23 protein-coding genes are annotated in these 25186 nt (G+C 57.9%); 5 read left to right on the top strand and 18 right to left on the bottom strand.

Annotated elements, in window-relative coordinates; all coding sequences use genetic code 11:
* Positions 1-35: 35 nt before the first annotated feature.
* The 3 genes from H7B67_RS26315 to serC form a co-directional block, all read right to left on the bottom strand.
* The gene (locus H7B67_RS26315; RefSeq protein WP_185122863.1) at positions 36-1040 is read right to left on the bottom strand and encodes a sensor histidine kinase; all 1005 of its coding nucleotides are present in this window, start codon (positions 1038-1040) and stop codon (positions 36-38) included.
* Positions 1037-1744, bottom strand: coding sequence for a response regulator transcription factor (locus H7B67_RS26310; protein ID WP_185122862.1), 708 nt, complete (start codon positions 1742-1744; stop codon positions 1037-1039). Before H7B67_RS26310 ends, H7B67_RS26315 begins: the two co-directional genes overlap by 4 nt.
* Before the next feature lie 124 nt (positions 1745-1868).
* Positions 1869-2954, bottom strand: coding sequence for a 3-phosphoserine/phosphohydroxythreonine transaminase (gene serC / locus H7B67_RS26305; protein WP_185122861.1), 1086 nt, complete (start codon positions 2952-2954; stop codon positions 1869-1871).
* Between the two features lie 384 nt (positions 2955-3338).
* On the opposite strand from serC, the gene H7B67_RS26300 reads away from it, so the two are divergent.
* Positions 3339-4172, top strand: coding sequence for a copper amine oxidase N-terminal domain-containing protein (locus tag H7B67_RS26300; RefSeq protein ID WP_185122860.1), 834 nt, complete (start codon positions 3339-3341; stop codon positions 4170-4172).
* 75 nt (positions 4173-4247) lie between these two features.
* Here the strand turns inward: H7B67_RS26300 and H7B67_RS26295 are convergent, their stop codons facing one another.
* Both H7B67_RS26295 and H7B67_RS26290 read right to left on the bottom strand, forming a co-directional pair.
* Positions 4248-5543 carry a DUF4179 domain-containing protein gene (locus H7B67_RS26295; RefSeq protein WP_185122859.1) on the bottom strand — a complete coding sequence of 432 codons (1296 nt, stop codon included), beginning with the start codon at positions 5541-5543 and terminating at the stop codon, positions 4248-4250.
* Positions 5530-6081: an RNA polymerase sigma factor gene (locus H7B67_RS26290; RefSeq protein WP_185122858.1), complete on the bottom strand. Its 552-nt coding sequence runs from the start codon at positions 6079-6081 to the stop codon at positions 5530-5532. The genes H7B67_RS26295 and H7B67_RS26290 overlap by 14 nt, the downstream gene beginning before the upstream one ends.
* A 293-nt stretch (positions 6082-6374) precedes the next feature.
* Here H7B67_RS26290 and H7B67_RS26285 point away from each other — a divergent pair, with 293 nt between their 5' ends.
* Positions 6375-6812 (top strand): hypothetical protein, encoded by a 438-nt coding sequence (locus H7B67_RS26285; RefSeq protein WP_185122857.1) that lies wholly within the window; start codon positions 6375-6377, stop codon positions 6810-6812.
* Between the two features lie 84 nt (positions 6813-6896).
* Here H7B67_RS26285 and H7B67_RS26280 read toward each other — a convergent pair whose 3' ends face one another.
* Positions 6897-10325 carry an immunoglobulin-like domain-containing protein gene (locus H7B67_RS26280; protein ID WP_185122856.1) on the bottom strand — a complete coding sequence of 1143 codons (3429 nt, stop codon included), beginning with the start codon at positions 10323-10325 and terminating at the stop codon, positions 6897-6899.
* A 178-nt stretch (positions 10326-10503) separates the two neighbouring features.
* Between H7B67_RS26280 and H7B67_RS26275 the strand changes: the two genes are divergently transcribed.
* Positions 10504-11130 (top strand): TetR/AcrR family transcriptional regulator, encoded by a 627-nt coding sequence (locus tag H7B67_RS26275; RefSeq protein ID WP_185122855.1) that lies wholly within the window; start codon positions 10504-10506, stop codon positions 11128-11130.
* 15 nt (positions 11131-11145) lie between these two features.
* On the opposite strand, the gene H7B67_RS26270 is transcribed toward H7B67_RS26275, so the two are convergent.
* Positions 11146-11637, bottom strand: coding sequence for an SRPBCC family protein (locus H7B67_RS26270; protein ID WP_185122854.1), 492 nt, complete (start codon positions 11635-11637; stop codon positions 11146-11148).
* 314 nt (positions 11638-11951) lie between these two features.
* On the opposite strand from H7B67_RS26270, the gene H7B67_RS26265 reads away from it, so the two are divergent.
* Together H7B67_RS26265 and H7B67_RS26260 are read left to right on the top strand one after the other, a co-directional pair.
* On the top strand, positions 11952-12221 hold the full coding sequence (locus tag H7B67_RS26265; RefSeq protein WP_185122853.1) for an AbrB/MazE/SpoVT family DNA-binding domain-containing protein: 270 nt from the start codon (positions 11952-11954) through the stop codon (positions 12219-12221).
* Complete coding sequence (locus tag H7B67_RS26260; protein WP_185122852.1) at positions 12218-12553, top strand: type II toxin-antitoxin system PemK/MazF family toxin; 336 nt, start codon at positions 12218-12220, stop codon at positions 12551-12553. The genes H7B67_RS26265 and H7B67_RS26260 overlap by 4 nt, the downstream gene beginning before the upstream one ends.
* Positions 12554-12560: 7 nt before the next feature.
* On the opposite strand, the gene H7B67_RS26255 is transcribed toward H7B67_RS26260, so the two are convergent.
* From H7B67_RS26255 to H7B67_RS26205, 11 genes are all read right to left on the bottom strand, one after another.
* Positions 12561-12821, bottom strand: coding sequence for a hypothetical protein (locus tag H7B67_RS26255; protein ID WP_185122851.1), 261 nt, complete (start codon positions 12819-12821; stop codon positions 12561-12563).
* A gap of 114 nt (positions 12822-12935) precedes the next feature.
* Complete coding sequence (locus H7B67_RS26250) at positions 12936-13928, bottom strand: glycoside hydrolase family 43 protein (RefSeq protein ID WP_185122850.1); 993 nt, start codon at positions 13926-13928, stop codon at positions 12936-12938.
* A 20-nt stretch (positions 13929-13948) separates the two neighbouring features.
* Entirely contained in the window at positions 13949-15454 is a 1506-nt protein-coding gene (gene arfA / locus H7B67_RS26245; RefSeq protein WP_185122849.1) for an arabinosylfuranosidase ArfA, read from the bottom strand.
* 96 nt (positions 15455-15550) lie between these two features.
* Positions 15551-16378, bottom strand: coding sequence for a carbohydrate ABC transporter permease (locus H7B67_RS26240; RefSeq protein WP_185122848.1), 828 nt, complete (start codon positions 16376-16378; stop codon positions 15551-15553).
* A 12-nt stretch (positions 16379-16390) separates the two neighbouring features.
* Positions 16391-17302 (bottom strand): carbohydrate ABC transporter permease, encoded by a 912-nt coding sequence (locus H7B67_RS26235; protein ID WP_185122847.1) that lies wholly within the window; start codon positions 17300-17302, stop codon positions 16391-16393.
* Between the two features lie 111 nt (positions 17303-17413).
* Entirely contained in the window at positions 17414-18742 is a 1329-nt protein-coding gene (locus H7B67_RS26230) for an ABC transporter substrate-binding protein (RefSeq protein WP_185122846.1), read from the bottom strand.
* Positions 18743-19000: 258 nt separating this feature from the next.
* Positions 19001-20026: a LacI family DNA-binding transcriptional regulator gene (locus H7B67_RS26225; RefSeq protein WP_185122845.1), complete on the bottom strand. Its 1026-nt coding sequence runs from the start codon at positions 20024-20026 to the stop codon at positions 19001-19003.
* Positions 20027-20143: 117 nt separating this feature from the next.
* Positions 20144-21952 (bottom strand): ABC transporter ATP-binding protein, encoded by a 1809-nt coding sequence (locus H7B67_RS26220; RefSeq protein ID WP_185122844.1) that lies wholly within the window; start codon positions 21950-21952, stop codon positions 20144-20146.
* A complete protein-coding gene (locus tag H7B67_RS26215) occupies positions 21949-22887 on the bottom strand; it encodes a phosphoenolpyruvate carboxykinase (ATP) (RefSeq protein WP_185122843.1) in 939 nt (312 codons plus the stop codon). The genes H7B67_RS26220 and H7B67_RS26215 overlap by 4 nt, the downstream gene beginning before the upstream one ends.
* A gap of 121 nt (positions 22888-23008) precedes the next feature.
* Positions 23009-23146 carry a paeninodin family lasso peptide gene (locus H7B67_RS26210; protein ID WP_185122842.1) on the bottom strand — a complete coding sequence of 46 codons (138 nt, stop codon included), beginning with the start codon at positions 23144-23146 and terminating at the stop codon, positions 23009-23011.
* A 27-nt stretch (positions 23147-23173) separates the two neighbouring features.
* The gene (locus H7B67_RS26205; protein ID WP_185122841.1) at positions 23174-25099 is read right to left on the bottom strand and encodes an asparagine synthase-related protein; all 1926 of its coding nucleotides are present in this window, start codon (positions 25097-25099) and stop codon (positions 23174-23176) included.
* Positions 25100-25186: the final 87 nt, after the last annotated feature.

Genomic DNA, 25186 nt, shown 5'->3' with positions numbered 1-25186 from the left:
AGAAGGGAGATCCGTCCTATCGATTAGGCTTTCAGTTACCTTACATCCGTGTAAGGTTGGACTTGCCGGAAGGAGATCCTCAGGACGGTTCCCTCGCCTACGGCCGATTCCAGCCCGATCGGATGCTGCAGCTGATCGCAAATCTTCTTCGCCAGATAGAGCCCCATGCCCGTGGATTCCCGGAACTGCCGACCGTTCTCTCCGGTGAAGAAAGGCTGGAATACCCGCTTCCGGTCGGAAAGCGGAATGCCGACGCCCCGATCCCGGATTTCCAGCGTGACGTTGCCGCCGCCATCGGCCTTCGCCTCGAAAGTTACCTTCGTCCGGCTGCCGGCCGAATATTTAATGGCATTGCTCACGATCTGGTTCAGGACGAATCGCATCCACTTGGCATCGGTCTCGACCCACAGCTCCGGGTCTACCTGGTTGTCGGGATACACCTCGCTGCGGATAAACAGCCTCTTATGCTCGTTGATCGCTCCCGCCGCCAGCTCCCGCAGGTTGACCCGCTCCGCTTGAAAGTCCTGCTCGAACGCCTCCAACCGGGCGGCGTACAGCACCTTTTCCAACCCCTGCTCGAGACGTTCCGCTTCCTCGCCGATGCTGGCGAAGGAAGGCTCTTCCCGGTTCTGCACGGTCAGGTGAATGACGGCGAGCGGCGTCTTCATCTGGTGCACCCACTGGTTCATGAACGACAAGTGATCCCTTCTATGGTGCTCCCATGCCTTCGCTTGATGCTGATACTGCCGGTATTGGTTCTGCAGCAGCTCATGAAGCGCACCGGGGACGGCGGCCTCGCCTAGCGGCGCAATCGATTCCTCCAGAGATAATGGGGGGGCTGACAGCAGCTTGTACATACGGGCATGACGGAAATAACGATAGACCAGATAACCCAGGAGAACGAACATGCCGATGAAGACGGCATAGAAGCCCGTCCGCCAATCGCGGTATCCATCCAGGACGTAGACGGACAGGACAAGAGCGAGCTGCACGAATTGGAGGACAACGAGCAGCCCGTGCTCGCGCAGGAACAGCTTCATCTCGGCTTCCCGCCCTCCTCCGCCGGTCGGATCCGGTACCCGGCGCCGCGAATCGTTTCGATCCCCTCGGGAACCCCGACCTCCTGCAGCTTCTTCCGCAGCCGGGTCACGTTGACGTTAAGCGTATTCTCGTCTACGTACGTCTGGTCGTCCCACAGCAGCTCCAGCAGCTCTTCCCGGGCGACGACCCGGGGATAGCGTTCGAGCATCGCTTCCGCGAGCAGCGCCTCCTTCTTCGTTAAGATCACGGACGCATCGCCGTAATGAAGCTCCATCCGCTCCGGGTAAAGCGTCATCCCCGCTTCGCGAACGACCCGCTCCTCCGCTTGCGCGGCATATTCCCCGTAAACGCGGCGCAGCTGGCTGCGAATCTTGGCGACCATGACCTCGGCTTGAAGCGGCTTCGTCATATAATCGTCCGCCCCGTATTCGAGCGCCATCACTTGGTCCATCTCTCCGGCTCGCGCCGAGATGAAGATAATCGGGCAGGTGGACACGCTCCGAATTTGGCGGCACCAATAAAATCCGTCGTATTGGGGCAAATTGACGTCCATAAGCACGAGATGCGGTTCAACCTGCCGGAACTGCTGCAGGATCCGGCCGAAATCGGTCACGGCCGCCACCTCGAAGCCGTATTTCTTAATATGATCTCCCATCAGCTCGGCTAGCTTAGGGTCGTCTTCGCAGATCAGGATTCGATACAAGTCGGCTTTCCTCCTTCCTCTAATAGATTAAGTCAAGGTCTCCCTCGCGTCCATATCGCTTCCGAATCCCAAAAAATCCACGACCCGGAAGGTCGTGGATTTAGCGTTCGCCGTTCCTTGCCCCTTATCCGTGCCGTTTGGCGAAATCGCGCATGTAGTTGGCAAGCGCCCGGCAAGCCTCGACCGGCACCGCGTTATAGATGGAAGCGCGAAGCCCCCCGACGCTGCGGTGGCCGGCCAAGCCGATCAATCCGTACTGCGTCGACTCGAGCGCGAACTTCTTCTCCAGCTCCTCGTCCTTCATCCGCCAAGTCACGTTCATCCGCGAACGGAACGGCTCCTCCACGATTCCCCGGTAGAAGCCTCCGCTCGTATCGATGGCCTCATAGAGAAGGGCAGCCTTCTCCTCGTTCCGCTTCTCCAGCTCCGCGATGCCGCCTTGGCGCGCGACCCACTCCAGCATGAGCTTCATCATAAAAATCGAATGGACGGGCGGCGTGTTGTACAGCGACTTGTTCTTCGCATAGGAGGCATATTGGAAAATCGTCGGGATCTTCCCGTTGCCGGCCTTCAGAAGATCGCTTCGAACGACGACGGCCGTCACTCCGGCGGGACCGAGGTTCTTCTGCGCGCCCGCATAGAACATCGCGAACTTGGTCCAATCAAGGCTGCGGCTCAGGATGTCGCTCGTCATGTCGCCGATCAGCGGAATGTCGCCGGTATCGGGAATGTCCGTCCACTGCGAGCCTTCGATCGTGTTGTTCGTGGTCATGTGAACGTAGGCGGTGTCATGTCCGATGGCCAGCTGGGAGAGATCCGGCAGCTTAGCCCAATTCTCGGCCTTGCCGCTTGCCAGAATCTCCGCTTGGCCGACCGTCCGCGCCTCTTGGTAGGCCTTCTCCGAGAAGCTTCCCGACAGCACGTAACGGCCGACTTGACCCGGGGCGAGAAAATTCATCGGAACCAGAGCAAACTGAGCGCTCGCCCCTCCTCCCATGAACAGAACCTCGTACCCCGACCGCAATCCGATGATCTCCAGCAGCAGCTGTTCCGTCTCCTCGACCAGCTTTTCCACCGGCTCGCTTCGATGCGACATCTCCAGGAGCGACATTCCTTGACCGCCGTATTCGACGAACGCCTGCTGCCCCAGCTCCAGCACCTCCAACGGCAATGCCGCCGGCCCCGGGTAAAAATTGTACACTCGATTCATGTTCTCTACCTCTCCTTCGGTTTGTAGGAAAATAAAAAGACGCCCTTCGTCCCTAATTGGGACGAGGAGCGTCGGCTCGCGGTGCCACCCAACTTGATCGGTCGCGCGCGGGCGCGTCCAATCCTCTTGGTTCCGCGGTAACGGGCGGGGCCGGTAAGCTTAGGAATCAGTCCGCCTGGACTGCTCTTGACGAGAACGCCTCCGAGTTGGAATCTCTTCATCGGCATGATCCGGATGTTTAATTGTTGATTATTGTAGTGCGGGAGGGTAAGGGTGTCAAGAGGAATAGACATCGACGGGTCTCTTGAAACAAAAATAAGTTAGATGCGTCTATTAATGGAGATTGCTCGCAAACCCAACAAGCCTCTGAAGGAGCGCGTAAAAATGAAGAAGCTCTATGCAAGCCTATTTCTTGCCTCATCCTTAGTCCTGACATCTCTGCCTGCTTATGCGGCAGGCGCGGCAGGTCCCGCCATGAAGATCGACGGCGTCACGGTCCTTTCCGACGCGAAGCCCGAAACCAAAAACAACCGCACGATGGTTCCGCTCAGAGTCGTCAGCGAGAATCTGGGCGCGACCGTGAATTGGGCGAATTCGGAAGTGACCTTGAAGAGCGGCGGCATGAAAGTCACGCTTAAGCCGAATAGCGGCACCGCGACGAAGGACGGACAAGCCGTCGCGCTGGACGCGAAGCCGTACGTGAAGAACGATCGAATCTACGTTCCGCTTCGCTTCATCGCGGAGACGTTCGGCAGCAAGGTCGATTACCGGGACGGAACGGTAACGGTGGATACCGCGCCCCTTAAGATCGATGGAACGTCCGTGAAAGCCTTGTTGCACGAAATCCATATGACGATGGGCGGCATCGTCGACCGGATCAACGGGAACGCCAATATCGCGGCTATTTATCGGTTGCTGGAAGAAAACAAGGGAAATAAGGTTGAAGCTCCCGCCAATTACTCCTGGTCCTTCCACTTGGTCGACTCGGGCGGGTATTATAAAATCGGGCATTTCGATTTTATCGACGCGAAGGAGCAAAGCCTCCGGCAATACGATCTCTATACCTTGTTCAACGAGAACTCGACCGTTCTGATCCATGACGTTACGGCGGATCAATGGTTCGAATTCAGCGCCAGCGCCCGTGACGCCATCAATCAAGCGCTGGGCTTGGCCGAGCAAAATGGCTTCGTAAAGGAAATCAGCAACACGGTCGCGTAAAGGATAACCTCCTTCCTCAACAGCATGAAGAAGCTAGGCAGCCGCCTAGCTTCTTCTCTATCGCGTATCCGAGCCTTAATCCACCGGAATGTTCACCTCGTAATCGTATGCCTTTCGATAATGCATCCCCTGAATGAGCAGGTATTCCGGCTGACCGGCCGAGTCGAACAGCAGCGTGCGTTCCTTGAGGACACGGCCGTCCTCCCGCTTCTTCTCCGTCTGGCCGACGGTCGTGTTCAGCTCGGTCGTACCCTGCGAGGTCTGCAGCGCGACCCCTTCCAGAAGAACGTCGTCTTCGGTCGCAATCGTAATCTCGGCGCCTCCGCCGGTCGTCTTGACGTTCTTGATCCAAAGCTCCTTGCCGGCTAAATCTATCGGCTCCTCAGCCGATGCGGTCGACAGCTCCACTCTCTTCTCCAGCTCTTTATACCCCGGGAATTGTCGAACGATCAGCTTCAGAGAATTCAATTCCTTAGGAAGCGCGTCATATTGAAGTTCGAACGTCCTGCCATTGACCGTATGGCTGAACCCGCTTCCCTGCATCGATACCGGTTTGCCGTCCGCGATAAGCTCGATTCCGTCGAACGGCAGCCGCACCCGATCCAGCTCCTCGACATTCCACGTCCCCTTGATTACGGTCGAGAGAGGAGTCGCGGTAATGGATTGGAAGTTGATCGTTCCTTGATCCACCGCAACCTTTTGCCTAATCGACTGCTTAATCTGCGTCTGGATCGCCTCGTCGGGGTGATAAGGGAAGACCAGGCTGCCCTCGATCACGCGATTATCGGCCGTTTGTTCGGCGTAATGCAGCGTCAGCTTCTTGGCGAACGGACTCACGGGCTCGAAGCTCAAGGAGCCGACCATCTCCGTCTGTTCCTCGTTCATCACGGACGTTCCGCTAATGGCAGGAGAGTTCGTCCAGAAGCCCGTAATGCTCGACAATCGGAAAAACTGCCGCGTCTGCTCGCCGATCCCGTTCGGATTGCGCAGCGTGTAGTACAGAATGAACTGGTTCGCATCGGCCATGACGCCGCTGACGATGAGTTCGGTTCCGTCCTGCAGCGTCGCGCGCCGATCGACCGTTTGCCCGAATCCGGCCTCGTTCAATTCCTTCAGCGTGCCCGTCATGACCTCGTCGAAGCCGAGAATTCTCTGTCCATAATAGGCGAAGGCGTCATAGTTGTAGCCCACGGCCGATACAAGCAGGGCAAGCACGATCGCGGCGGCCGTCCATCTTGGGGCTCTGCTGCGCTTCTTCTTGACCGGAGCCCGCTCCAACGCGTGCCGAAGTCTATCTTCTAACCCTTCCGGCGCGTTGATGGACTCCATCCGTTCTCTCTCGTCCGCGAGCAGCCGCTCAATTCTCTCCATCCTTTTCACCCCCGTGCCATTCCCTGAGCTTGCGCAACCCGTTAAACACCCTCGACTTCGCGGTTCCGACCGATACGTTCGTGATCTTGGCGATCGATTCGTAATCCATGTCGTGAAAATACTTCAGCTCGATCGCTTCCTTCTGATCCGGATGGATCCTCTCGAGCGAGCGACGGATGTCCATGCGTTGTTCCTGTTGTTCGTATGGATCGCTCGTTCCGCTATGTACGGGCTTCGCAGCCTTGTCGCTGTCCCATTCGTCTACGAGAACCAGCTTGTTCCGTTTTCTCAGCGCCGCTCTGCAATGATTCGCCAATATGGTTTTGCTCCAGCTGTAGAACGAATCCGCCTTCTTCAGTTGACCGATCTTCTCGTACAAGACGACGATCATCTCCTCCAGAGCGTCCACGGCCTCGTGCTCGTCCCCCATATAGGAGAGGGCAAGCCGGTAATAGGCGTCTTTCTCTGCCAGGATCAGCTGAAGCAGCGCTTCTTTGTTCCCCTTCTGCGCTTGTTTGACCCCTCGGGCGATCTTCATCTCTCCACCTCGCTCCTTTATAAGAGTAGCATAGGCGGCGGAAAGTTCATTCGGAGGCGTGGAAAATATTTCTTCCTCCCGCCTTCCACATATGCGACAATTTGGATAGGGGGAGGTGGAAAAATTGAACAGTCTGGCCAAAAAACCAAGGGTGCCCTAATGGGCGCCTTTCTTTATTTTGCAGGATATATATGGAACGCCATCCTGAAAAACACTTTACATATGAAAGTCGGATGGCTCGGAAGGCAGGACGATAACCGATTAATTTATCCACCATGGGAGGCACGAAGAAAGTGAAGACGGAATTGTATCGAGTGGAGCAATGGGCCAAGAACCTGGAAGGAAGAGAGGGGAATTTGCGGGATAAGCTGGTCGGACTTAAGCTGGATTACTTGGAGCGATTGATTCGGTATGAAGAAATCGAGGATCGCAAAGAGCGAATGCAGCGAACGCTGGACAGCATCGAGGGGGATCTGGGGATCGGCGAGGCAGCCGAACAGCCGAACAATAAGAACCTATTGATGATAAGCACGCCGGACCGGGAAGACGGCAGCGTGCTGATGGTCCTGACGGAAGGAGGCATGCCGCCGATAAGGTTCGCCGAGCTGCGGGAGCTTGTCGACCAGGCGCTGCGCCAAGAAGGGTTCGGCCAGTCGAAGGTTCGGACGCGAAGGGAGGTGCAAGAGCACCTAAGGAAATTCAAGATAGAGGGGTTCTCGTTTAAAGCGTGAGAGGATATGAGATAAAACGCCAAACCGCCTCCGGAAATGGAGGCGGCTGGCAATCGTAAATCGGTTAGGTGTATCCTAGAGATCTTAGTCGATCATGCCGAGCGTTCGCAGCGCTCTAATGAACACGGCAGCGGCCTGAGCTCGCGTCGTCTCCCCTTGCGGGCGGAACTCCGCCTCGCTTACTCCTGTCATGATCTTCAGCTTAACCATCAGGCGAACGTCCTCCAGATAACCGGCGCTCACGTCGCCGATATCCTCGTAGCCGTCCAGGCTGACATATTCCTTCGTCATCGGCAGCTCCTCAAGGGCCATTACGGAAGCCAACATGCCGGCCATCTCCTCGCGGGTCAACGGTTGCCCGGGCAGGAAGCGATTGCCCTTCGCAAAGTCCAGCAGTCCCAACACCTTCGCCTCGACGACCTCATCGAAATACCACGCATCCTGCTTCACATCATCGTAAGGCGCCGCGCCGCCCGCGGAGGCTCCTCGTCCGAGCATCCGGACAAGCATGGCGGCGAACTCCGCTCTCGTTACGGATTTATCCGGCGCGTATTGTCCTCCGCCGATTCCGTCTACCAGATCCTTCGCCGCCGCAAGCCGGATATACGGCTCGCTCCAACCGTTCCGGAGATCGGAGAAGCTTACCGGATTCCGTACAGCCGCGAATATTCCATCGGTATAAGATCGGAATGCCGCAACCCATGCATCTCCGCTCTTAACCGCCCGTGCGGGAACGAATTCGAACGTCCCGTTCGTTTCGTTATAGCGGAACGCGCCCCATTGATCGGGCATATCCGTCATTTGCTCCGTTACCGGAATCATACCTTCAAGAGCCTTGCCGAACGAATCCGCCGTCCCGATGGTTCGTCCTGTTCGGATGTCGATGATTTCCATGCGATACTCCACGATGGGGCTAATGGCTTTGCCATTCGGCAAGCTTGCGGCAAGCGCCTCCTGAATGTCCTTGTCTCCGGACTTATCGGTCATGGTGAGCTTAAAGCGGATGTCCCCGGATTCGAGGCCGTTCTCGGTTAGCAAATCCGTCAGCCCGGGAATTCGCGAGGCCAGATCGACCGGCATTCGATAGCTTCCGTAGGGTGACTTTATCTCGATCAGGAAATCGGCGTTCCGGTTAGCGAATTCGCTCAGAACCGAAGCCGGAACGCTGACGTAAATCGAGTCGTCCTTAGGCGTCGCTTCCAGCGTGACGGACGGCTTCGCCGCGTCTATCGCCGCCGGGTCGATCAAGATTCCGTTCTTGTCGATATACAAACGGGGAACGACCGGGCTTGGACTTGCCGCGATTGGCTGCGGCGTCACTTTTACCGTGCGCGTCACGGTCTCGGCCGCGTTGCCTGCGGAATCGGTAACGTCATAAGCAAGCGAATATGTGCCGGGAACGGCCGTGTTCACCGTTCCGGTGACCGCGATCGAGGAAGTCAGGTCGCCGTCCTGCACGTCCAGCGCCGTTGCTCCGGGGTCGACGAACGGGCTGTTTGCTTCCACGGTTATGAGGCTCTCGCCGTTCAAATAAATCGCTGGCGCGTCGCCGTCGTAGACGCGCACGGTGCGGGTTGCCGCGGCCTCGTTGCCTGCGAGATCCGCAACCTCGTATCGGATCGCATATTCTCCGATGCGCTCGGGATCCACCGTGCCCGAAATCCCGATGGACGAGGAAGGGAGACCGCCGTCGATCGCATCCGTCGCCGTCGCCCCCGGCTCCGCATAGGTCCCGCCTTGCGGAATGCTCATCGGATTGCTGCCATTGAGCACAAGGACCGGCGGCGTGTTGTCGAGTACGAAAGCGTTCGATACGGCATCGGCGATGTTCCCGGCCTCATCCTGCGCTCGGACATGCAGATACCACTCGCCGTCCCCGGCCGTTTGCTTCACAACGTCGCCGCTGGCAAAGGGAGTCCAGCCGCTAGCGGGAACGTCCGCGCTCTGCGTCCACGCGTATACCAGAGAAGCGACGCTGCTGCCCGTATCCGTTGCGGTTACGGTGCTCTCCGCCGTTCTCGCAGGCGTCGCTTGACCGTCCGCGTCGAATTCGATAACCGGGTCCTCGGTGTCGATCCGAATCGTCGTTTGCTTAAGCGCGGTATTCCGATCCGGGCCGACGCCCCATACCGATAAGGCGTAGTCGCCATCGGCTATCGGTTGAGGGAGCTCCGAATAGTCGATCGTCGTCTGCCACTCGCCGCTTCCGTCAAGGATCAGGGTAGGCCGGGAGAGGTCCGTTACCGGAGCCGTGTCGGCGTCCGTTACCCGAATATGCAGACCGAGGCCGTCCTTCAGATCATCCTCATCAACAGAAGACGCTTGTCCGGTTAACGTCAAGCTCCGCGCATTGGACAGATAAACGGAGCTGGATACGTTCGTTAATTGGATGGAAGAAGCCAGCTGAGGCAAGCTGCCGTCGTCCGGCAACCACCAATTGTCCGTAAAGGAAGGTCCCCAGCCCGCGAAGGTCTGCTCTTGCTGCAGTTCGCTCAAGGTATGCCCGCTAAGTGCGCCGGCGAAGCCATAGTTGGAGCCGAAGGCTCCGACCGTCGTTCCGTCCGTCAACCAGAAGCCGTAATAGAGGCTTCCGCTGGCGCTGTAGCCGACCAGGCCGCCCATCTTGTCGGCCGGTACGCCGGCGACGCTGCCGGTGGCGAATACGAACTGGGTCGTGCTGCCCGGACCGATAAAGCCGGCGATTCCGCCTACATCCCAGACGGTTCCGTCGGCATCTCCCGTCGCGTAGGCATGCTGGATAAGAGCCCCGGTCCCGTTGCTGAGGCCGACCAAGCCGCCTACCCGGGCAGAGCCGCTCGCATCCCCCGTCGCATAGGAGAATAGAATCTTGCTGTTATCCGAATTGTAGCCGACCAGGCCGCCTACCGCTTCGTTGCCCGACACGTCGGCGCTCGAATGGGAATATCGAACGATGCCTCCGCCGGTATTCAAACCGACCAATCCGCCGACAAGGTTGAGCCCGGCGACGCTTCCCGCCGAGAATGCCTCATGAATGGTTCCCGTATTATAACCCGTCAAAGCCCCGGTATAACTGTTCCCGGAGACATGGACGTCTTGAAGCCCTAAGCGGCGAATGGTTCCGTCGTTATAGCCGAACATGCCGGCATACGCTAGAGAAGGCTCGTTAATCGCCAAGCCGATAACCACATGCCCCGCGCCGTCGAAATCTCCGGTGAAGGGGGCGGCGTCGCTGCCGATCGGCGTCCATGGGCGAAGCGACCAATCCCAGCCCGTGAAGTCGATATCCGCTGCCAGCCGAAAGCGGCTGTTCAGATAGACGCTTTGGGATACGCTGACCTCGTACAGCTGTTCGGCCGAGCGGATGAGATAAGGATCCTCCTCGCTGCCGGCACCCTCGTCCAACCCCCCCGCGGCCGATACCGCCCTAGGAGAAGCGAACGGCACGAAGCAAGCCAATGCTAGAGTAATAGCCAGGAAAAGACGAAAAGACAAGTTCAGCTTCTTGCTCAAATCGAATCGCAGCCCATCCATTTCTCTCGTTCATCCTCCGATGTTTGCGTGCAAGATTATCAAACTGTACAGTACAGTTTGATAATATCAATATAAAATTTTCCAATATTTCTGTCAACGAAGTCTCCTTTATTGACCCTCATATCCGTCTATGAAATACTTAGTGGAAGCAACAGACCAATGGGAGAGTATCTTGCCTATGCCTATTCAAACGTCGAGACAAGCCGCTAAACGCAAACAAATCCTGGAGGCCGCGCGAAAACTGTTCTTTACCCGGGGCTACGCCGGAACGAGCATGGATCTCGTTACCGCCGAAGCCGGAGTATCCAAGCAGACGTTATACCGATACTACGCCACCAAGGAGTCCTTGTTCTCCGATCTTCTTAACGAAGTGATCCTTGAACTGACCGAAGAGAAGCAGCCCGCGCTTACGAGCTTGCCCGTTCCCGAGAGCCGGGAGCAGCTTTACGGCATCCTGCTGATGATGTCCCAGGTCATCGCTCAGAAGCTTTCGAACCCGCTGTACGTTTCCATCCTCCGCATCGTGTTTTCGGAGTCTGCCCGCTTCCCCGAAATCAGCGAGTCGTTTCAGCAGACCATTCCGAGGAGCGTCGGAATCCTGGCGGATTTGCTGCGAAGCTCCTCGCGGAGCGGACTTGTCAAGCTGGCGGACGAAGACGTGGAGATGTCGATCAACATGTTCATCGGACCTTTTATTTCCCATTCCGTCTTTAGCGGATTGGGAGGAGGGGAATCTTCGCCTCAGCCTCTGCCGCTTCCTGCATTGGAGCAGATATGCCGACTCTATGTGAACGCTATTACTTAAGAGGGATTTCGCGATTTATCCGGCCTTGGACTTGCAGGAGACAAGAGGGGCCCCTAGCGCGTCCGAGAGGCCCTTCGCTCCTTCCCGCATCACCTGATCGTGGTTCCAGACGAACGCGGGCCCGATCAGCGGAGCCAACGCGTTCATCCACCTCTTGTTGGCGTTGACCCGCCAGACGTATCGTATGCGGGCGACGCGCCCCTCCTGCTTTAAAGTCCATACGCCGAACCCCTCCAGGTCCCCGGTCGCCCGAATTCGGATGTACTCCGGCTCTCTCGCCGCCATCAATTCCGCATCGAACTCCAGCTTGTAAGGCAGCCTGGTATGAAAGACAAACCGGTACCGGTTGCCGACTCCCGACGGAGACGAACTCTTATGGATAAGCATCGAGCTCACTCCCGGCCACCAGCTGCCATAATCGCCTCCGCTGATCAAGCTCCACGCTTGCCGAATGTCCGCCTCGATCTTCCAGTTTGTTTCGAAGCGATAGGCATATAGAGAGCGCATAAGATACCTCCCGATAAAGTCTTAATGGGTACCTTATGCGTGGGGCATGCGAGGATGTTCTTGCGTTTCTCCATAAACCGGCCGTACTTGGATTTTTCTCGACGCTGGGATTTCGTCCATGCTCATTCACTTCCTTATGCCAAAAAACTCTAACCGGCTCGGTTAGAGTTCAATAGAACAATAAACGCCAATCTTTTTCCGCAGGCATTTACTTAAGTATCATCAGTGTCCCTTTTGTATATCCTAAAGATATACATATTAGAGGAGGTGAGCTATAATTGGACCATAACCATTCAAGAAGGGACTTGATCCTTATGACGACTGTAACGCTGAGCCGATGGGGCAATAGCAGCGCGGTCCGTATTCCGAATCAGTTCATGAGGCAGTTGAACCTGGTTGAAGGCATGGAGCTGGAAGCGATCCTGACGCCGGAGAATCACATTTTGCTTCGCCCAAAGACAAAACTCCAAGAAACGAATGAGGAATTGCGGGTTCATCTGCAAATGCTGCTCTCGAAGATTAAACCGGATTCAGAGCGCCATGAGGAAATCGACCTTGGGATCGAAGGAGACGAGCGAATTTGAACATTCCGGCGCGCGGAGACCTGGTTTTGTTGGACTTTGATCCGCAAGCGGGACGAGAACAGGCAGGCCGGCGACCCGCGATTGTTTTATCGGAGTTGGAATTCAACGAAAGGACGGGATTTGCGGTTGTCTGTCCTATTACGAGTCAATCCAAAAATTACGCATTTGAAGTGCCTATTCCGGAAGGCTTGCCGCTTACTGGAGTCGTTCTAACGGATCAATTCAAGAGCCTGGACGTTCGGAATCGAAAAATTAAAGTAGTAGCAAACGTCTCCCCGGATTCTCCATTTTTGAAAGCTATTTTACGTAATGTCCGCTCGGTGTTGGCCTAGCTGCCTTTCAAGCATCGCTCCTTTCACCCGACTCGAGCCAATCGTACAATTCAAGCTGCCCCTGCAAATCCTCCGTCATCTCCGAGGTAGGCTCCATGCTCGCGACTTCCGATACCTTAAACGAGAAGCCCAGCGCCGGATACAGCATGAAATTATTCTTGTAGCATCGATTCTGCAGATCGACGAATCCGTCGCAATCCACGATGGTCACGACTCTCATCTTGCCGGACTTGAACGTGAGCAATACGTTAAACGGTCTCGTAATCATGCTCTCCCTCCTTCTGGTACTATCAATTATTGCCGGAAAAAGAGAGAGCATACTTTGATAGAGTTCACAATTTTATCGCATCGTTAAAGCAGGAATCTTGTTCGCCGTTATTTTCTACGCCCAGCGAATCGGTCGGCCGAAGTCGGGCGTGCCGTCTTCCTTCCACCCGAACGGCTGCACGCACGTGTGCCGGTTCGGATCGTCGAGCGGATCGCCCTCGATCTCCTTGAACCCGCGCGCGTGGTAGACAAGCAGGTCGGTTCCGTCGGGCGCCGTCGTGAAGCTGTTGTGGCCGGGCCCGTAAACTCCCGCCTCCTCGTCGGTGCGAAACACCGGAACGGGCGACTTCGTCCACGACGCCGGATCGAGCGGATCCGCGTCCTCGCTAGCCGTCAGCAAGCCCATGCAGTAATGGTGATCGGTAGCGCTGGCGGAATAAGCGATAAACATCTTGCCGTTCCGCTTGAGAACGGCCGGGCCTTCGTTGACGAGGAAGCCGACCGTCTCCCACTCGAACTCCGGCACGCTGAGGCGCACCGCTTGCCCTCGGATGCTCCAAGGAGTATCGAGAGCGGCGATATACAGGTTCGAATTGCCGGGAATCGCCGGATCCTTCTGCGGCCAGACGAGGTAATGAACGCCCCGGTGCTCGAACGTCGTGGCGTCCAGGGAGAACGACTCCCAGCCGGTCTTGAGCTGCCCTTTCTCGATCCAATCGCCTTCGAGCGGGTTCGCCGAACCGTTCTCCAGCACGTAGATCCGGTGGTCGAACAAGCCTTCGACCGTATCGGACGTATGCGCCGCCGCGAAGTAGATATACCATTTGCCCTGAATGTAATGAAGCTCCGGAGCCCAAATATTCGCGCTCAGAGGCCCGCTCTCCCGCTTCCGCCAGGCAACGGCGGGCTCGGCCGCGGCTAATTCTTCCGGCGTCTTCGCTCTTCTAAGCTCGATCCGGTCGTATTCCGGCACGGTCGCGGTGAAGTAATAATAGCCGTCTTCATGCCGGTAAATCCAAGGATCGGCGCGGTGCCGGATTAGCGGGTTGCCGCCCCCGACGGAAGCGGAGGCTCTTCCCTCCGCGTTATTCGTCTTCAAATCGCTCATCGCTTAAGCCCCTCCCTCTCTTATGCCGATTGGACGTTGAACCGAACGACGTTCCACGAATACGGCGGCAGCACGCTCTCCGCCCGTCCGCCGTTCAGCGTCGTCGTACCGCCGGCCCGCGGCCTGACTTCGCCTTGGTTGTCCGCCGTGTTGACCGCGTCGAGCCGCTCATGGTTCATGACGAGGTGCTCGGCGAAGCTTACGTTCCCGAAATCCCGGATATCGAGCTCGTAAGCGATCGATTCCTCGCTCCGGTTCACCGCGAAGACGGTGAGCTCGCCCTTCTCCTCGTTCCAGACGGCGACGGAATCGACCTTCGCGACGTCCGTGTACAGCTTGGTGTCGTACTTCGGCGACTCCGTCTCGAGGCGAAGCACTTCTCCCCGCCCGTAACGCGACGCGTGAAGGAACGGGTAGAACGTCGGGTTGCGCCAAGCCGCGCCCCCCTTGTTCGTTAGGATCATCGGGATCGTGTTCACGAGCAGCGACTGGCAGGCGATATCGATCCTGTCCGCGTGCCGCAGAATGGATAGGAGCGCGGAGCCGAACACGAGCGCGTCCTCCATATGGAACTTGACCCAGTCATACGGGCAGCCGGTCTGCCAAGGCGTATACGGCACGTCCGGTTCCCGCCAGACGTTCCACTCGTCGAACGACAGCTTCATCCTCTTGCTGCTGCGCTTGACCGATTGGACGTAGTCGCAAGTCGCGATGACGTCCTTGATCTGCTGCTCCATCTCAAGCGGCATCGCGAGGAACGTCGGCGTGTCGTTCTCTCTCTTCCCGATGTAATGATGCAGCGACAGCTGCTCCACGTGCTCGTACGTATGCATCAGGACCGTGCGGTCCCATTCGGGGAACGTCGGCATATGCCGCGCCGAGCTGCCGACCGCGACCAGCTCGATGTCGGGATCGACCCACTTCATCGCTTTGGCCGTCTCGCAAGCAAGCCTTCCGTATTCGTCCGCCGTCTTGCGCGCGATCTGCCATTCCCCGTCGAGCTCGTTGCCCAGGCACCAAGTCTTGATCTTATACGGATCGCGAACGCCGTGCGATCGGCGCAGGTCGCTGTACTGGCTTCCCCCGGGAAAATTGCAATATTCCAGCAGGTTCCGAGCTTCGTCGATTCCCCGCGTCCCCAGATTGACCGTCATGATGGCGTCGGCCCCGACCTTCCCGGTCCAGCGCATGAATTCGTCCAAGCCGAACGAATTCGGCTCCACTTGCCGCCATGCCAGATCGAGCTTGACCGGACGCCGCTCCTTCGGCCCGACGCCGTCCTCCCAGTTGTAGCCGGAAGAGAAGTTGCCGCCCGGATATCGGACGACCGACAGTTTCAGCTCGCGGACGAGCTCCAGCACGTCCTTCCGGAAGCCGTCCTCGTCGGCCGCCTCGTGATCCGGCTCGTAAATGCCGTTGTACACGACGCTTCCCATATGCTCCACGAAGGAGCCGAACAGTCTGTCGCTCGCCCGGCCGATCCGGAAGTCCTTGCTCAGAATCGATTTCGCTTTAAGCAGAGTCATCGTCAGGCACCTCGTTCAGTCGTAGTTGTTAGTAAGGTAGAGATAAGAATAGCTGCCGCGCCTTTCGGTTCCTTGCGCGATCGGTCCTTCAGCCGATCAGCCCTTCAGGCCGGACGTCGCCACGCCCTGCACGAAGAATCGCTGCGCGAACACGTAGACGACCAGCAGCGGAAGCAGCGCCAGCAAGGACGCCGCGAGCGTCGGCCCGTATTCGATGTTGCGCTGGCCGACGAACATGGCCAGTCCCGCCGACAGCGTCCTCATCTCGGTGGAGCTCGTCAGCATGAGCGGATACAGCAGGTCGTTCCAGTTGTTCATGAGGTGGAAGATGCCGAGCGTAATCATGGAGGAATTGCACAGCGGCAGCATGATTTTCCGGTAAATCTGGAATTCGCTTAAGCCGTCGATCCGGCCCGATTCTTCCAGGTCCTTCGGCAGCGAGATGAAGAACGAGCGCATCAGGTAGATGCCGAAGGCGCTGGCCGCCCGCGGTATGATCAAGCCCCAGTACGTGTCGAGCATGCCCAGCTTGAACACCTCGACGAACAAGGGAATCATCAGCACTTGGAAAGGAATCATCATCGTCACGAGGACGAGCGTGAACAGCGTCTTATTTCCTTTGAACTTCATTCGGGCGAAGGCGTACCCGGCCATCGAGTCCAGGAACACCGACAGAATCATGACTCCGACGGAGAAGATTACCGTGTTCTTAAAGAAATCAAGCAGGGGAATCGAATCCCATACCTTCGCGAACGAGTCGAACGTATAATGACTGGCGAATACGGTGGGAGGATACTTCATGAACTCCTGCTCCGGCTTGAAGGCCGCCGCGAGGAGCCAGAGAAAGGGATGCAGCACGGCAACCAGCAGCGCAGCCGAGCCGATGAAGGCTAGTATTTTCCCTCCCGTTATGCGTCGTTCCATGCGGTCGTCCTCCTAAGCCATATCCGATTCTTTGCGGAGAAAATATTGGTTCATGACCAGCGTGATCGCCATGATCAGGACAAAGAGCATCACCGAGATCGCCGAGGCGTAGCCCAGATCGTAAGGAGCCATCTGGAACCCGGTGTTGTAAATGTAGCCGACGATCGTCTCGGTCTTGTTCAGCGGTCCTCCCTGCGTCGTAACGAAGATTTGGTCGAACACCTGCAGAGCGGCGATCATCGTCGTGATGACCGTGAAGCTGAGGGCCGGCATGAGCATCGGGACGGTAATGCTGAAGAATTGTCTTGGCTTGCTTGCCCCGTCCAATTGAGCCGCTTCGTAATAGGAGTCGGGGATCGATTGGATTCCCGCCACCAGAATGATCATGCTGTATCCGAAGCTCCTCCAGACGGTCAGCAGGATAACCGACGGCATCGCCCAGGTCGGATCGCGGAAGAATTCGAGCCTCGGCAAGCCCAGATGGGTCAGGTAATTCGGGTACACGCCCGTCTGCGGGTCGAGCAAGAACGACGCGAGGATGCCGATCGCCGTGAACGAACAGATCGACGGCACGAAATACACCGACCGCAGAAACTTGCGGAAGCGAGTGTTCTTGGAGACGTAGACGGCGATCAGCAGCGCGAGCGCGATCTGCAGCGGCACCTCGACCCCGGCGAAGTAGATCGTGTGAAGGGCGGCGTCCAGCAGCCGTTCGTCCCGGAACAGCGCGGAGAAATGATCAAACCCGACGAATCCCTTCACCTGGAGGAAAACGTCCATGTCCAGCGTGCTGATGACCAAGGTGGCCAGCAGCGGAACGACCGTGAACAGGAACAGGATCGCGAGAGCGGGAGCGATGAACAGATAGGCCGCCCGGTCGGGACGGTTCCAGACGCGAAGCGCGTTCTTGAAGCTTTTGGTCATGTTCAGCACCTTCGTTGGTTGGATTCGCGGCCGGTCTCGGCCAAGCTCCGGCTCGGTTGCCGGAGAGCGGCGGCCGGCCGCGTCTTCCCTTGTCTTAGCGTACGTTACGGATTATTTCTCGGTCTTCAGGATGTCGTCGATCGCATCGGAAGCCTTCTGCACGCCGGCAGCCGGATCGAGTCCGCTAACGATCTGTTCCATGAGCGGGAACAAGACGTCCGAGTTGATGCGGTCCGCGTTCACGATGCCCGGAAGGAAGGCGCGTCCCGCGGAGCCGAGGTTCGACATCGATTTGATCGTCTCGTCGGCCTGAATGTCCGGATCGTCTGCTACCGACTTGAGGTACGGCGGGAAGCCGATCTTCTGCGACCATTCCTTGGCGATCTCGGTCGAGTTCCAGTAGCCGATGAAGTCGTAAGCGGCCAGCCGCTCTTCGTCGGACGTTCCTTTGGGCACCGCGAAGCCGACGCCGTCGGCGATCGTCGCTTGAGCCGCCGAGCCCTTAGGGGGAAGAGAGACGCCGAAGTTGACATTGTTCGTCTTCAGCCCGGCCGCAAGCCACGGACCGGTGATGTACATGCCGGCTTTGCCGCCGAGGAACAGCTTGTCGGTCTCGACGCCGTTCAGCCCCTTCGGGGTCACTTTCTTGTTCACGGCCAGATCGGCGAGCCATTCGAACGTCTTGACGTTCTCCGGCGCGTTCAGCACCGATTGCTTGGCGTCCACGTCGACCATGTCTCCTCCGTTGCCCCACACGAATATCGAGTAATACTGCGGCGCTCCCTTGATCGGCATCAGGAAGCCGTATTGGTTCTTCGACGCGTCCGTCAGCTTGACGGCGTAGTCCGCGAGCTCGTTGAAGTCCGCCGGCGGCTTCTCGGGATCGAGGCCCGCCGCCTTGAACAGATCCTTGTTCCAATAGAATTGAATGCCGAACACCTGCATCGGGAGCAGATACGTCTTGCCGCCCGACTGTCCGAGCTGGATGGCCGAATCCTCGAAGTCCGCTTTGTTCACGCCCGGCGTCGCGTAGAAATCGTCGAGCGGTAGAAGCGTTCCGTTCTGGATGAAGGCCGAAGCCGATGTCGGCGACATGGCGACCAGGCTTGGCGCCGTGCTCGTGGCGATAGAAGGCGGGAGCTTCTGGTTGAATTGGTCGGCGGGAAGAATGTCCATCTTCACTTCGATCTTGCCTTCGTTCTTGGCGTTGTAGCCGTCGACGATCTCTTTAAGCGTGTCTCCGTCGGATCCGGTGAACGTGTTCCAGAAGGTGACGGTTACTTTCTTGCCGGAAGCCTCCTTCCCTTGGGACGAAGCTCCCGAGGCGGAAGACGAAACGTCGTTATTGTTGCTACCGCAGGCCGCAAGTCCGGCGACGAGAATAAGGGCAAGCGCGCCAGTCACAAGGCGGGAAGGCATGAATCGGGAACGATGGTTCATGGAGAATCCTCCTCTTACGAAGTTGGATCAGTATGCACTCTCGGTCCTATCTCTCTTTGCAAGGCTTTCTCTGTCTGATCTCGTTCTTACTCTTGCTGATTCTCTTGCTGCTTCTTCTTTCGATTATCCCCTTTTCTTGCTTTTGCCTCCGGGACCCTCGATTTCGCACCTCACCTCCAACCGGGATATCCTAGTTGACACCGCTTGCAAACAAATCTTTTAAATCGATTTAAATTTCATTTAAAAAACAATCCGCGATCAAGCTTCGGCGCCGCAAGATTCACGGATTATCAACTGCGAAGGAACGACGGTCTGCTTCTCGCCGATGTCTTCCCGATTGAGCAAGGCGATCAGCTTCCGGGCTGCGATCGCGCCGATCTCGCGCATCGGTTGGTCGATCGTCGTAAGCGTCGGGCTCGTCATGGCCGCCATCTCGATGTTGTCGCAGCCGACGACGGCGACGTCGCCCGGAATCGTTATGCCCGCCTGCTGCAGGCCCTTCATCGCCCCTATTGCCATCCTGTCGTTCGCCGCGAAGATGCCGTCGAAGCGATGCCCGCTCTCCAATAGCTCGTTGGCCGCCTCGACACCGGCTTCCATCGAGAAGTCCTTCTCGACGACCATCCACGGTTCGAACAAAATCTGATGATCTTGAAGCGCTCTCTTGAAGCCTTCGACCCGTTCAATGCTTACCTGATAGTCCAGCGGGCCGGAGATCATGACCAGCTTCCTTCGTCCCTGCTTGATCAGATGTTCGGTCGCCTTATAGGCTCCCCCGAACTCTTCCCGTTCCACCGTGACGACCTCGTCGTGGTGCCACTTGCCGAGATAGACGACCGGATAGCCCGACTCGACGATGCGCTGAATGTTGCGGTCCCGGATCGACGCCGGCCAGAGGATGATGCCGTCCGCGCGCCGATTGCGCAAGATCTTGTCGTAGGCGGCGGCCTCGTCGGCTTCCGACGGAGCCGTGGACAGCAATAGGTGGAAGCTGTTCTCGACGAGCACTTCGGTGATCCCTTCGAGCAATTGGACGAAGTAGGGATGGGAGAACGCGAAGTGGGTCGTATTCGGGAAGATAAGGGCGATCGTCTCGGCCTTCTTGGCTCTTAGGCTTCTGCCGATCTCGTTCGGTACATACTTGAGACGCTTCGCGACTTCTTCCACGGCGCGCCTCGTCTTGACGTTCACCCGGGAATCGCCCGACAGGGCAAGCGAAGCCGTCGCCGTCGATACGCCCGCGATCCGCGCGATATCCTTTAGCGTTACATGGTCCTTGGTCATGGTCATTTCCTATCTTTTAAATCGATTTAATAAACCCATAATAAAGCGATTTCATTCCCTCGTCAAGGGGATCCCGGAAAATCATTCTTTCTCCGAGATTCCCCTTCCCGTGCACTCTTACCCCACCTGGTACCCCAACAACCTCCCGAACACCCCTGCGTTCTCTTCCGCCAATTCCGTATATCCGCCGCGCTGCACGATCTTCCCGCCGTCCAATACCACAATCTGATCCGCGTCCCGGATCGTGGACAACCGGTGAGCGATCACGATAAGGGTCATGCTCCCCCGAAGCCGAACCAAGGCTTCCTGAATGCTGGCTTCATGCTCGCTGTCGAGCGCGCTGGTGGCTTCGTCCAGGATAAGGACGGAAGGCTTCCGCAGAATAGCGCGAGCGAGAACGATCCGTTGGCGTTCGCCTCCGGATAGGCGAACTCCCCGGTCTCCCAGCAGAGTATCCAGCCCCTGCGGCAGCTTTCGGACGAACGGCTCCGCGGCGGCGAACCGCAGGGCCTCCCACATTTGCTCTTCGGTTGCGTCGGGCGCCGCCAAACGCAAATTATCCTTCACGCTCTCGTGGAACAGAAAAGGCTCCTGCGATACATAGCTGACCGCCCGCCTTAACTCGTTCCCCATCCCTTCGACCAGAGGCTTGCCATCCGCCAGAACCTCCCCGCGTTCCGGTTGAATAAGTCCGATCAGCAGGTCGATCAGGGTGCTTTTGCCCGCGCCCGACTTGCCGACGATGGCCGTCATCCGGTTCGCCGGAATGCGAAGATTCACGTCGCGAAGCGCATACGCGTCCCCCTGGCGGTCATACCGGTAGGAGACGTCGCGGAGCTCAAAGCCTTGAACGATACGTACAGCTTCGCTCTCTTCCGGCGGCTCCGGTTCTTGAGCCGCTTCGACTTCCCGCTGAAGCTCCCATAGGTTGCGGAAGGCGGGGATCGTTTGGGCGAGCTGCTCCGCGCCGGACTGCAGCATCGAGAACTTCGGCCACAAACGCGAGAAGATGAGGACAATAAACAGCAGGGTCTCGGCTTGAACGTGAAGGACGGAGAACGCCAAATAAACGAAACCCGCGATGAGAAGAGTCGACGCTGCCTTGTACTGGAACCGGGAAGCCGACTGCAGCCTCGTGAACTGGATGATATTGCGTTCCAGCCGATCGCATAGCTCTCCGAACCAGGTTAGATGCTGCTTTTCCAGACGATTGCTCTTGATGTCCTTGATGCCATTAAAGTGATCGGTCATGCCGGCCACGTAGCGCTGCATCAGCTCGGTCGTCTCCTGCCCGATCGCCCTTGAATTTCTCACCTTGGAACGGGAGCAAACGGCAAGCGCCAGACCGCACAGCAGAACGACTATCGTGAGCGGCGCCGACAGCCACAGAGCGAAACCGATCTGGATCAAAGTAAACAGCAAGGACGTCGCCAGCTGCAGAAACGTAAAAATCCCGAAGCTGACCCGGGGCAGCTCGGTTGTGGCGTGGTGGATAAAATCCGACTTTCTGCGCCTTAGGAAAAACGCCCAGTCGGACTGCAGCAAACCCCTGTACACGTCCATCCTCAGGTGGCGGATAAAGCCCTGCTCCAGCTCGGAATTCATGTTCGTCAGGCGACGCTGAAGCAGTCCTTGGCCCAGAAGCAGGGCAACGAAAACCGCGAGCACGACGGGCAACTGCCAGGAGGCAGGCAAGCTCCGAAGGGGCTCGGCAACTGAAGCCAGATAAGGGATGCCTCCTACGGACGAATCGAGCAGCCCGATCAGACTCAGCATCGGAGCCAGCAGAAGAATTCCGATCCCCTCCAGAAGGCTGACGATCATGGTCCCGAACAGGTTAAGGTACAGCCTTCCCCCGGCAAACGAGCGAAGCTTCTTCAGATAGACGAGCAAAGGCACGAATCCCAGCCGATCTCCGCCCCTCATCCGTTCATGACCTTCTTCTCCTCAAGTACGGTCCGCAGTACCCGGTCAACCAACTCGTGCGCCGAGAATCCGGCCGTCGGCCTGCGCAGACGATACATCCCGACCCGGCTCGCCATTCCGGCAACGGTCGAGAAGTGCCATTCCTCCCCCGCCAGATGAGGAATCAGGAAGTCGCGGTACGTGTGCATTCGAAGGATGGCGAGCCGTTCCAGGCCTTGATAAGCCGAGAGCTCCACCTTGGCCCCTTCCGTCTTGGTCAGCTCGAAGACACCCGCAAGCGGAACCGCCTCATGGGCAAACCCGGACTCGACGGGGATGGCGAACTTGGAGAGGTACAGACGACGGTACGCGTCCGATTCCATGCCGAGCTGATCGATGCTGGCCTGCCAGAGCTTCTGCTGCGGATAGGCGGGAATGACGATCGGGGTGTTGCCGTCCGCGCCGACCGTTACCGCGATCACGTCGTCGCTCAGGAGCCGATAGCCCCGGTTCCGGAACGCGGCGGCCAGCGTCGACTTCCCCGCGCCCGATTCGCCGACGAACGCGTAAGCTTGTCCATTAATCACGACGGCGCTGCCGTGGAGGGGCAGCGTCCTGCGCTGCATCAGGATCGCCCCCATGCAGGTGCCGAGCAGGTAGACGCGAATGCTCTGCTCCCCCGCTCCGGCGAAGGGAGACACGACGATGTGCTTCCCGCCGCGGATGCTGTAGATCGCAACGTCGGGCACATAGAACAGAAATTGTCCGTCCAGGTACGCGTAGTAATCGTCCGGATCCCCGTGTGTCCTCCAGGCGGCCGACAAATCCCCGATCTCGATCTCGACGTCCGCCGCGCCGGTCTTGCCGGTTGTCTGCGGCAGCTCCGTAAGTCGAAGCTCGCTTCTTATGCTCAATCCGAAAGCCGTGTATAGGGTTGGCCCGACCGCGTCAGCCATTATCGAACACCTCGATTCCTGTGTATGTAAGTTCCCGAGTACGGGAATTAACTGTACATTTAAGGAGGGCCCTCAACAGGGTTAGCGGATGAGGACCCTCGTATGGCGCGATTCGATCTGCTTAGGAAGCTTCCGGAGCATGAGGGCGGCCGTTGTTCGAGCCCTTGCCGTTGCGGTCCGGGAACAGGCCGTTCGGTCCCCCGAACGTTTGGCTGACGTCCAGAATCTCCAGAGTCGGTTCCATCCACTCTTTTCTCATGAGGTTCACCTCCTTTCGATAGGAACTTCAGGAGCATTGCCGGAGGAAACGGTACACGATGATGCTCTGCATCAACAATCTCGCATGCCGGTCGAAAGCCTGCTCGGGCCGGGGAGGATTGCCGATGCGCAGAAGCGACGATTGAATCTGCTCTACGTTCAGGAACCGCGAAGCCCCGGAATCGTGGCATAACCGATGCAGCTCTTCCGTAATCGCGCCCCACGACGGGAGCACCCGATAGATCCAATCGGCACCTTGCACTCCGCGAACGCGTTGATTGAGCCGGACGCTGTCGGGCAGATACCCTTCGGTTGCTCTCCGGACGAGCGCGCGATCCATGCCGTTCCGGACATACTGCTCGATCGGCACGGATAAGCAGAAGCGTACGACCCTCGGATCGGACGTGGGATCTCTCTCTCGAACGGCATACCTCAACGATAGCTTGGTCGAGGACGTCCCTTGATGGTTCAAAATCGACAGGCTGTCGAACTGGTACGTCCGGGCCTCGAACTCGTTCATCCAGGAGTCGCTTAGCCCGACGTCATGCCCCTTCAGCCTGGCGAATACGCCGGTGCGTTCCGCCAATTCGGGATGGATCGCCAGCGGAATATCCGGCAGCGGCTTCGTAGACGACGGCAGCGCGAATGCCGATTTGCCGATATAGGGGAGCAATCGCGATCTCCCGATATGCATCTGCCGACCGTACGCCTTCAGTTCGCGGGATAAGCGCACCCAACGGAATCGTCGCATCAGCCGGGCGTAATAGTCCAAGGCCGGTCCCCACGAGATCGTGTAGTTGCCGTTCCCCCCGTTCAACAGAATGCCGACGCCATCCTTGCTCGCTTGCTCGAGGATCCCTTTGAACCAGTAAGAATTTTCAAAAAATTTATAGGGGGCTTCCATCCACTCCAACAGATCGTCGATCTCCTCATACGAGTTCCGATCCGCGAAGTCCATCCGGTTGTGCGAGATATTGCCGACATGGTCCACTACCGCCTGGACGTAAGGACTCTCGTCCGCCGCCATGTACCCCGGCGTCCAATCCGTGAAGTCCGGCTTGGGGACATAGCTGTACGTATGCAGCGTTCGGCCTTCCTCGGCCAATGGGCCCGAGGCGAAGCTAACGACGGCCCCCGAATCCAGACCTCCGCTTAAGCTCGCGCCGACCTTGCGGCAGCTTCGCAGCTTGGAGGAGACGGCCTCGCCGAACACGTCGCGGAACGCTTCCACGTAGTCTCCGTCGGACTTCAGCTTCAGCTTCGGGACCTCGGCCGCCAAGGATCCGTAACGCTCGACCTTTAACCTTCCAGCCTCGTAAGTAAAGGAATGGGCCGGCGGGATTTGGCCGATATCGCGGTACGCGCTTGAGCGGACGTCGATCGTGTCCAAGACGATCGGGATCGCGAGAAACTCGGCCAGCCAGGACTCATTCAGGTCTCTCGCGACACCTGGCAGCGCGAACAGCGGATTCATCACCGTGCAGAAAGCGAACCGCCCCCGCCGCTCCGCGTAATACAGCGTGCGGCTCCCCGCCAGATCCCGCGCTCCGAATAAGCGGCGCTTCCGCTCGTCCCATATCGCGAATGCATAATCGCCTATTAGATACTTCGGGGCCTCTTCTCCCCAATGGAGGTAGGCCGCCAGAATCAAATCGCTGTCGCTCATCCGCTCCCGTCTGGATCGCTCGACCTGCAACCGGCGGAACAGCTCCTCCCGGTTGTCGATGATCGCGTCCGCGGCGATGACAAGCCCGTGCCGTTCATCCCGGCAAGGCTGCCGGTCGTGAACCGATTCGGGCGTAAACCATTGCGCGTGGCAGCCCAGGAACGCCGACCCGCCATGCCAAGTTCGCACCTCATTCGCGGGATACTTCTCCAATGACCTCATCATCTCTCCGGCCAGCTCCGCGGAAACGGTCTCATTTTCCAAGAATATTCCGGCTATCGCAGTCATGGCTCTCCCATCATTCGCGTGATCTGGCTTGCTATTGGGGAAAATTATATCAGAATCGGCTAAAATTCAAATGGCTCAGGAGGAGTA

This window comes from Cohnella thailandensis (genome assembly GCF_014212135.1).
Taxonomy (GTDB): domain Bacteria; phylum Bacillota; class Bacilli; order Paenibacillales; family Paenibacillaceae; genus Cohnella; species Cohnella thailandensis.
The sequence above is the reverse complement of the archived record's forward strand: the minus strand, read 5'-3'. Positions and strand labels throughout refer to the sequence as shown.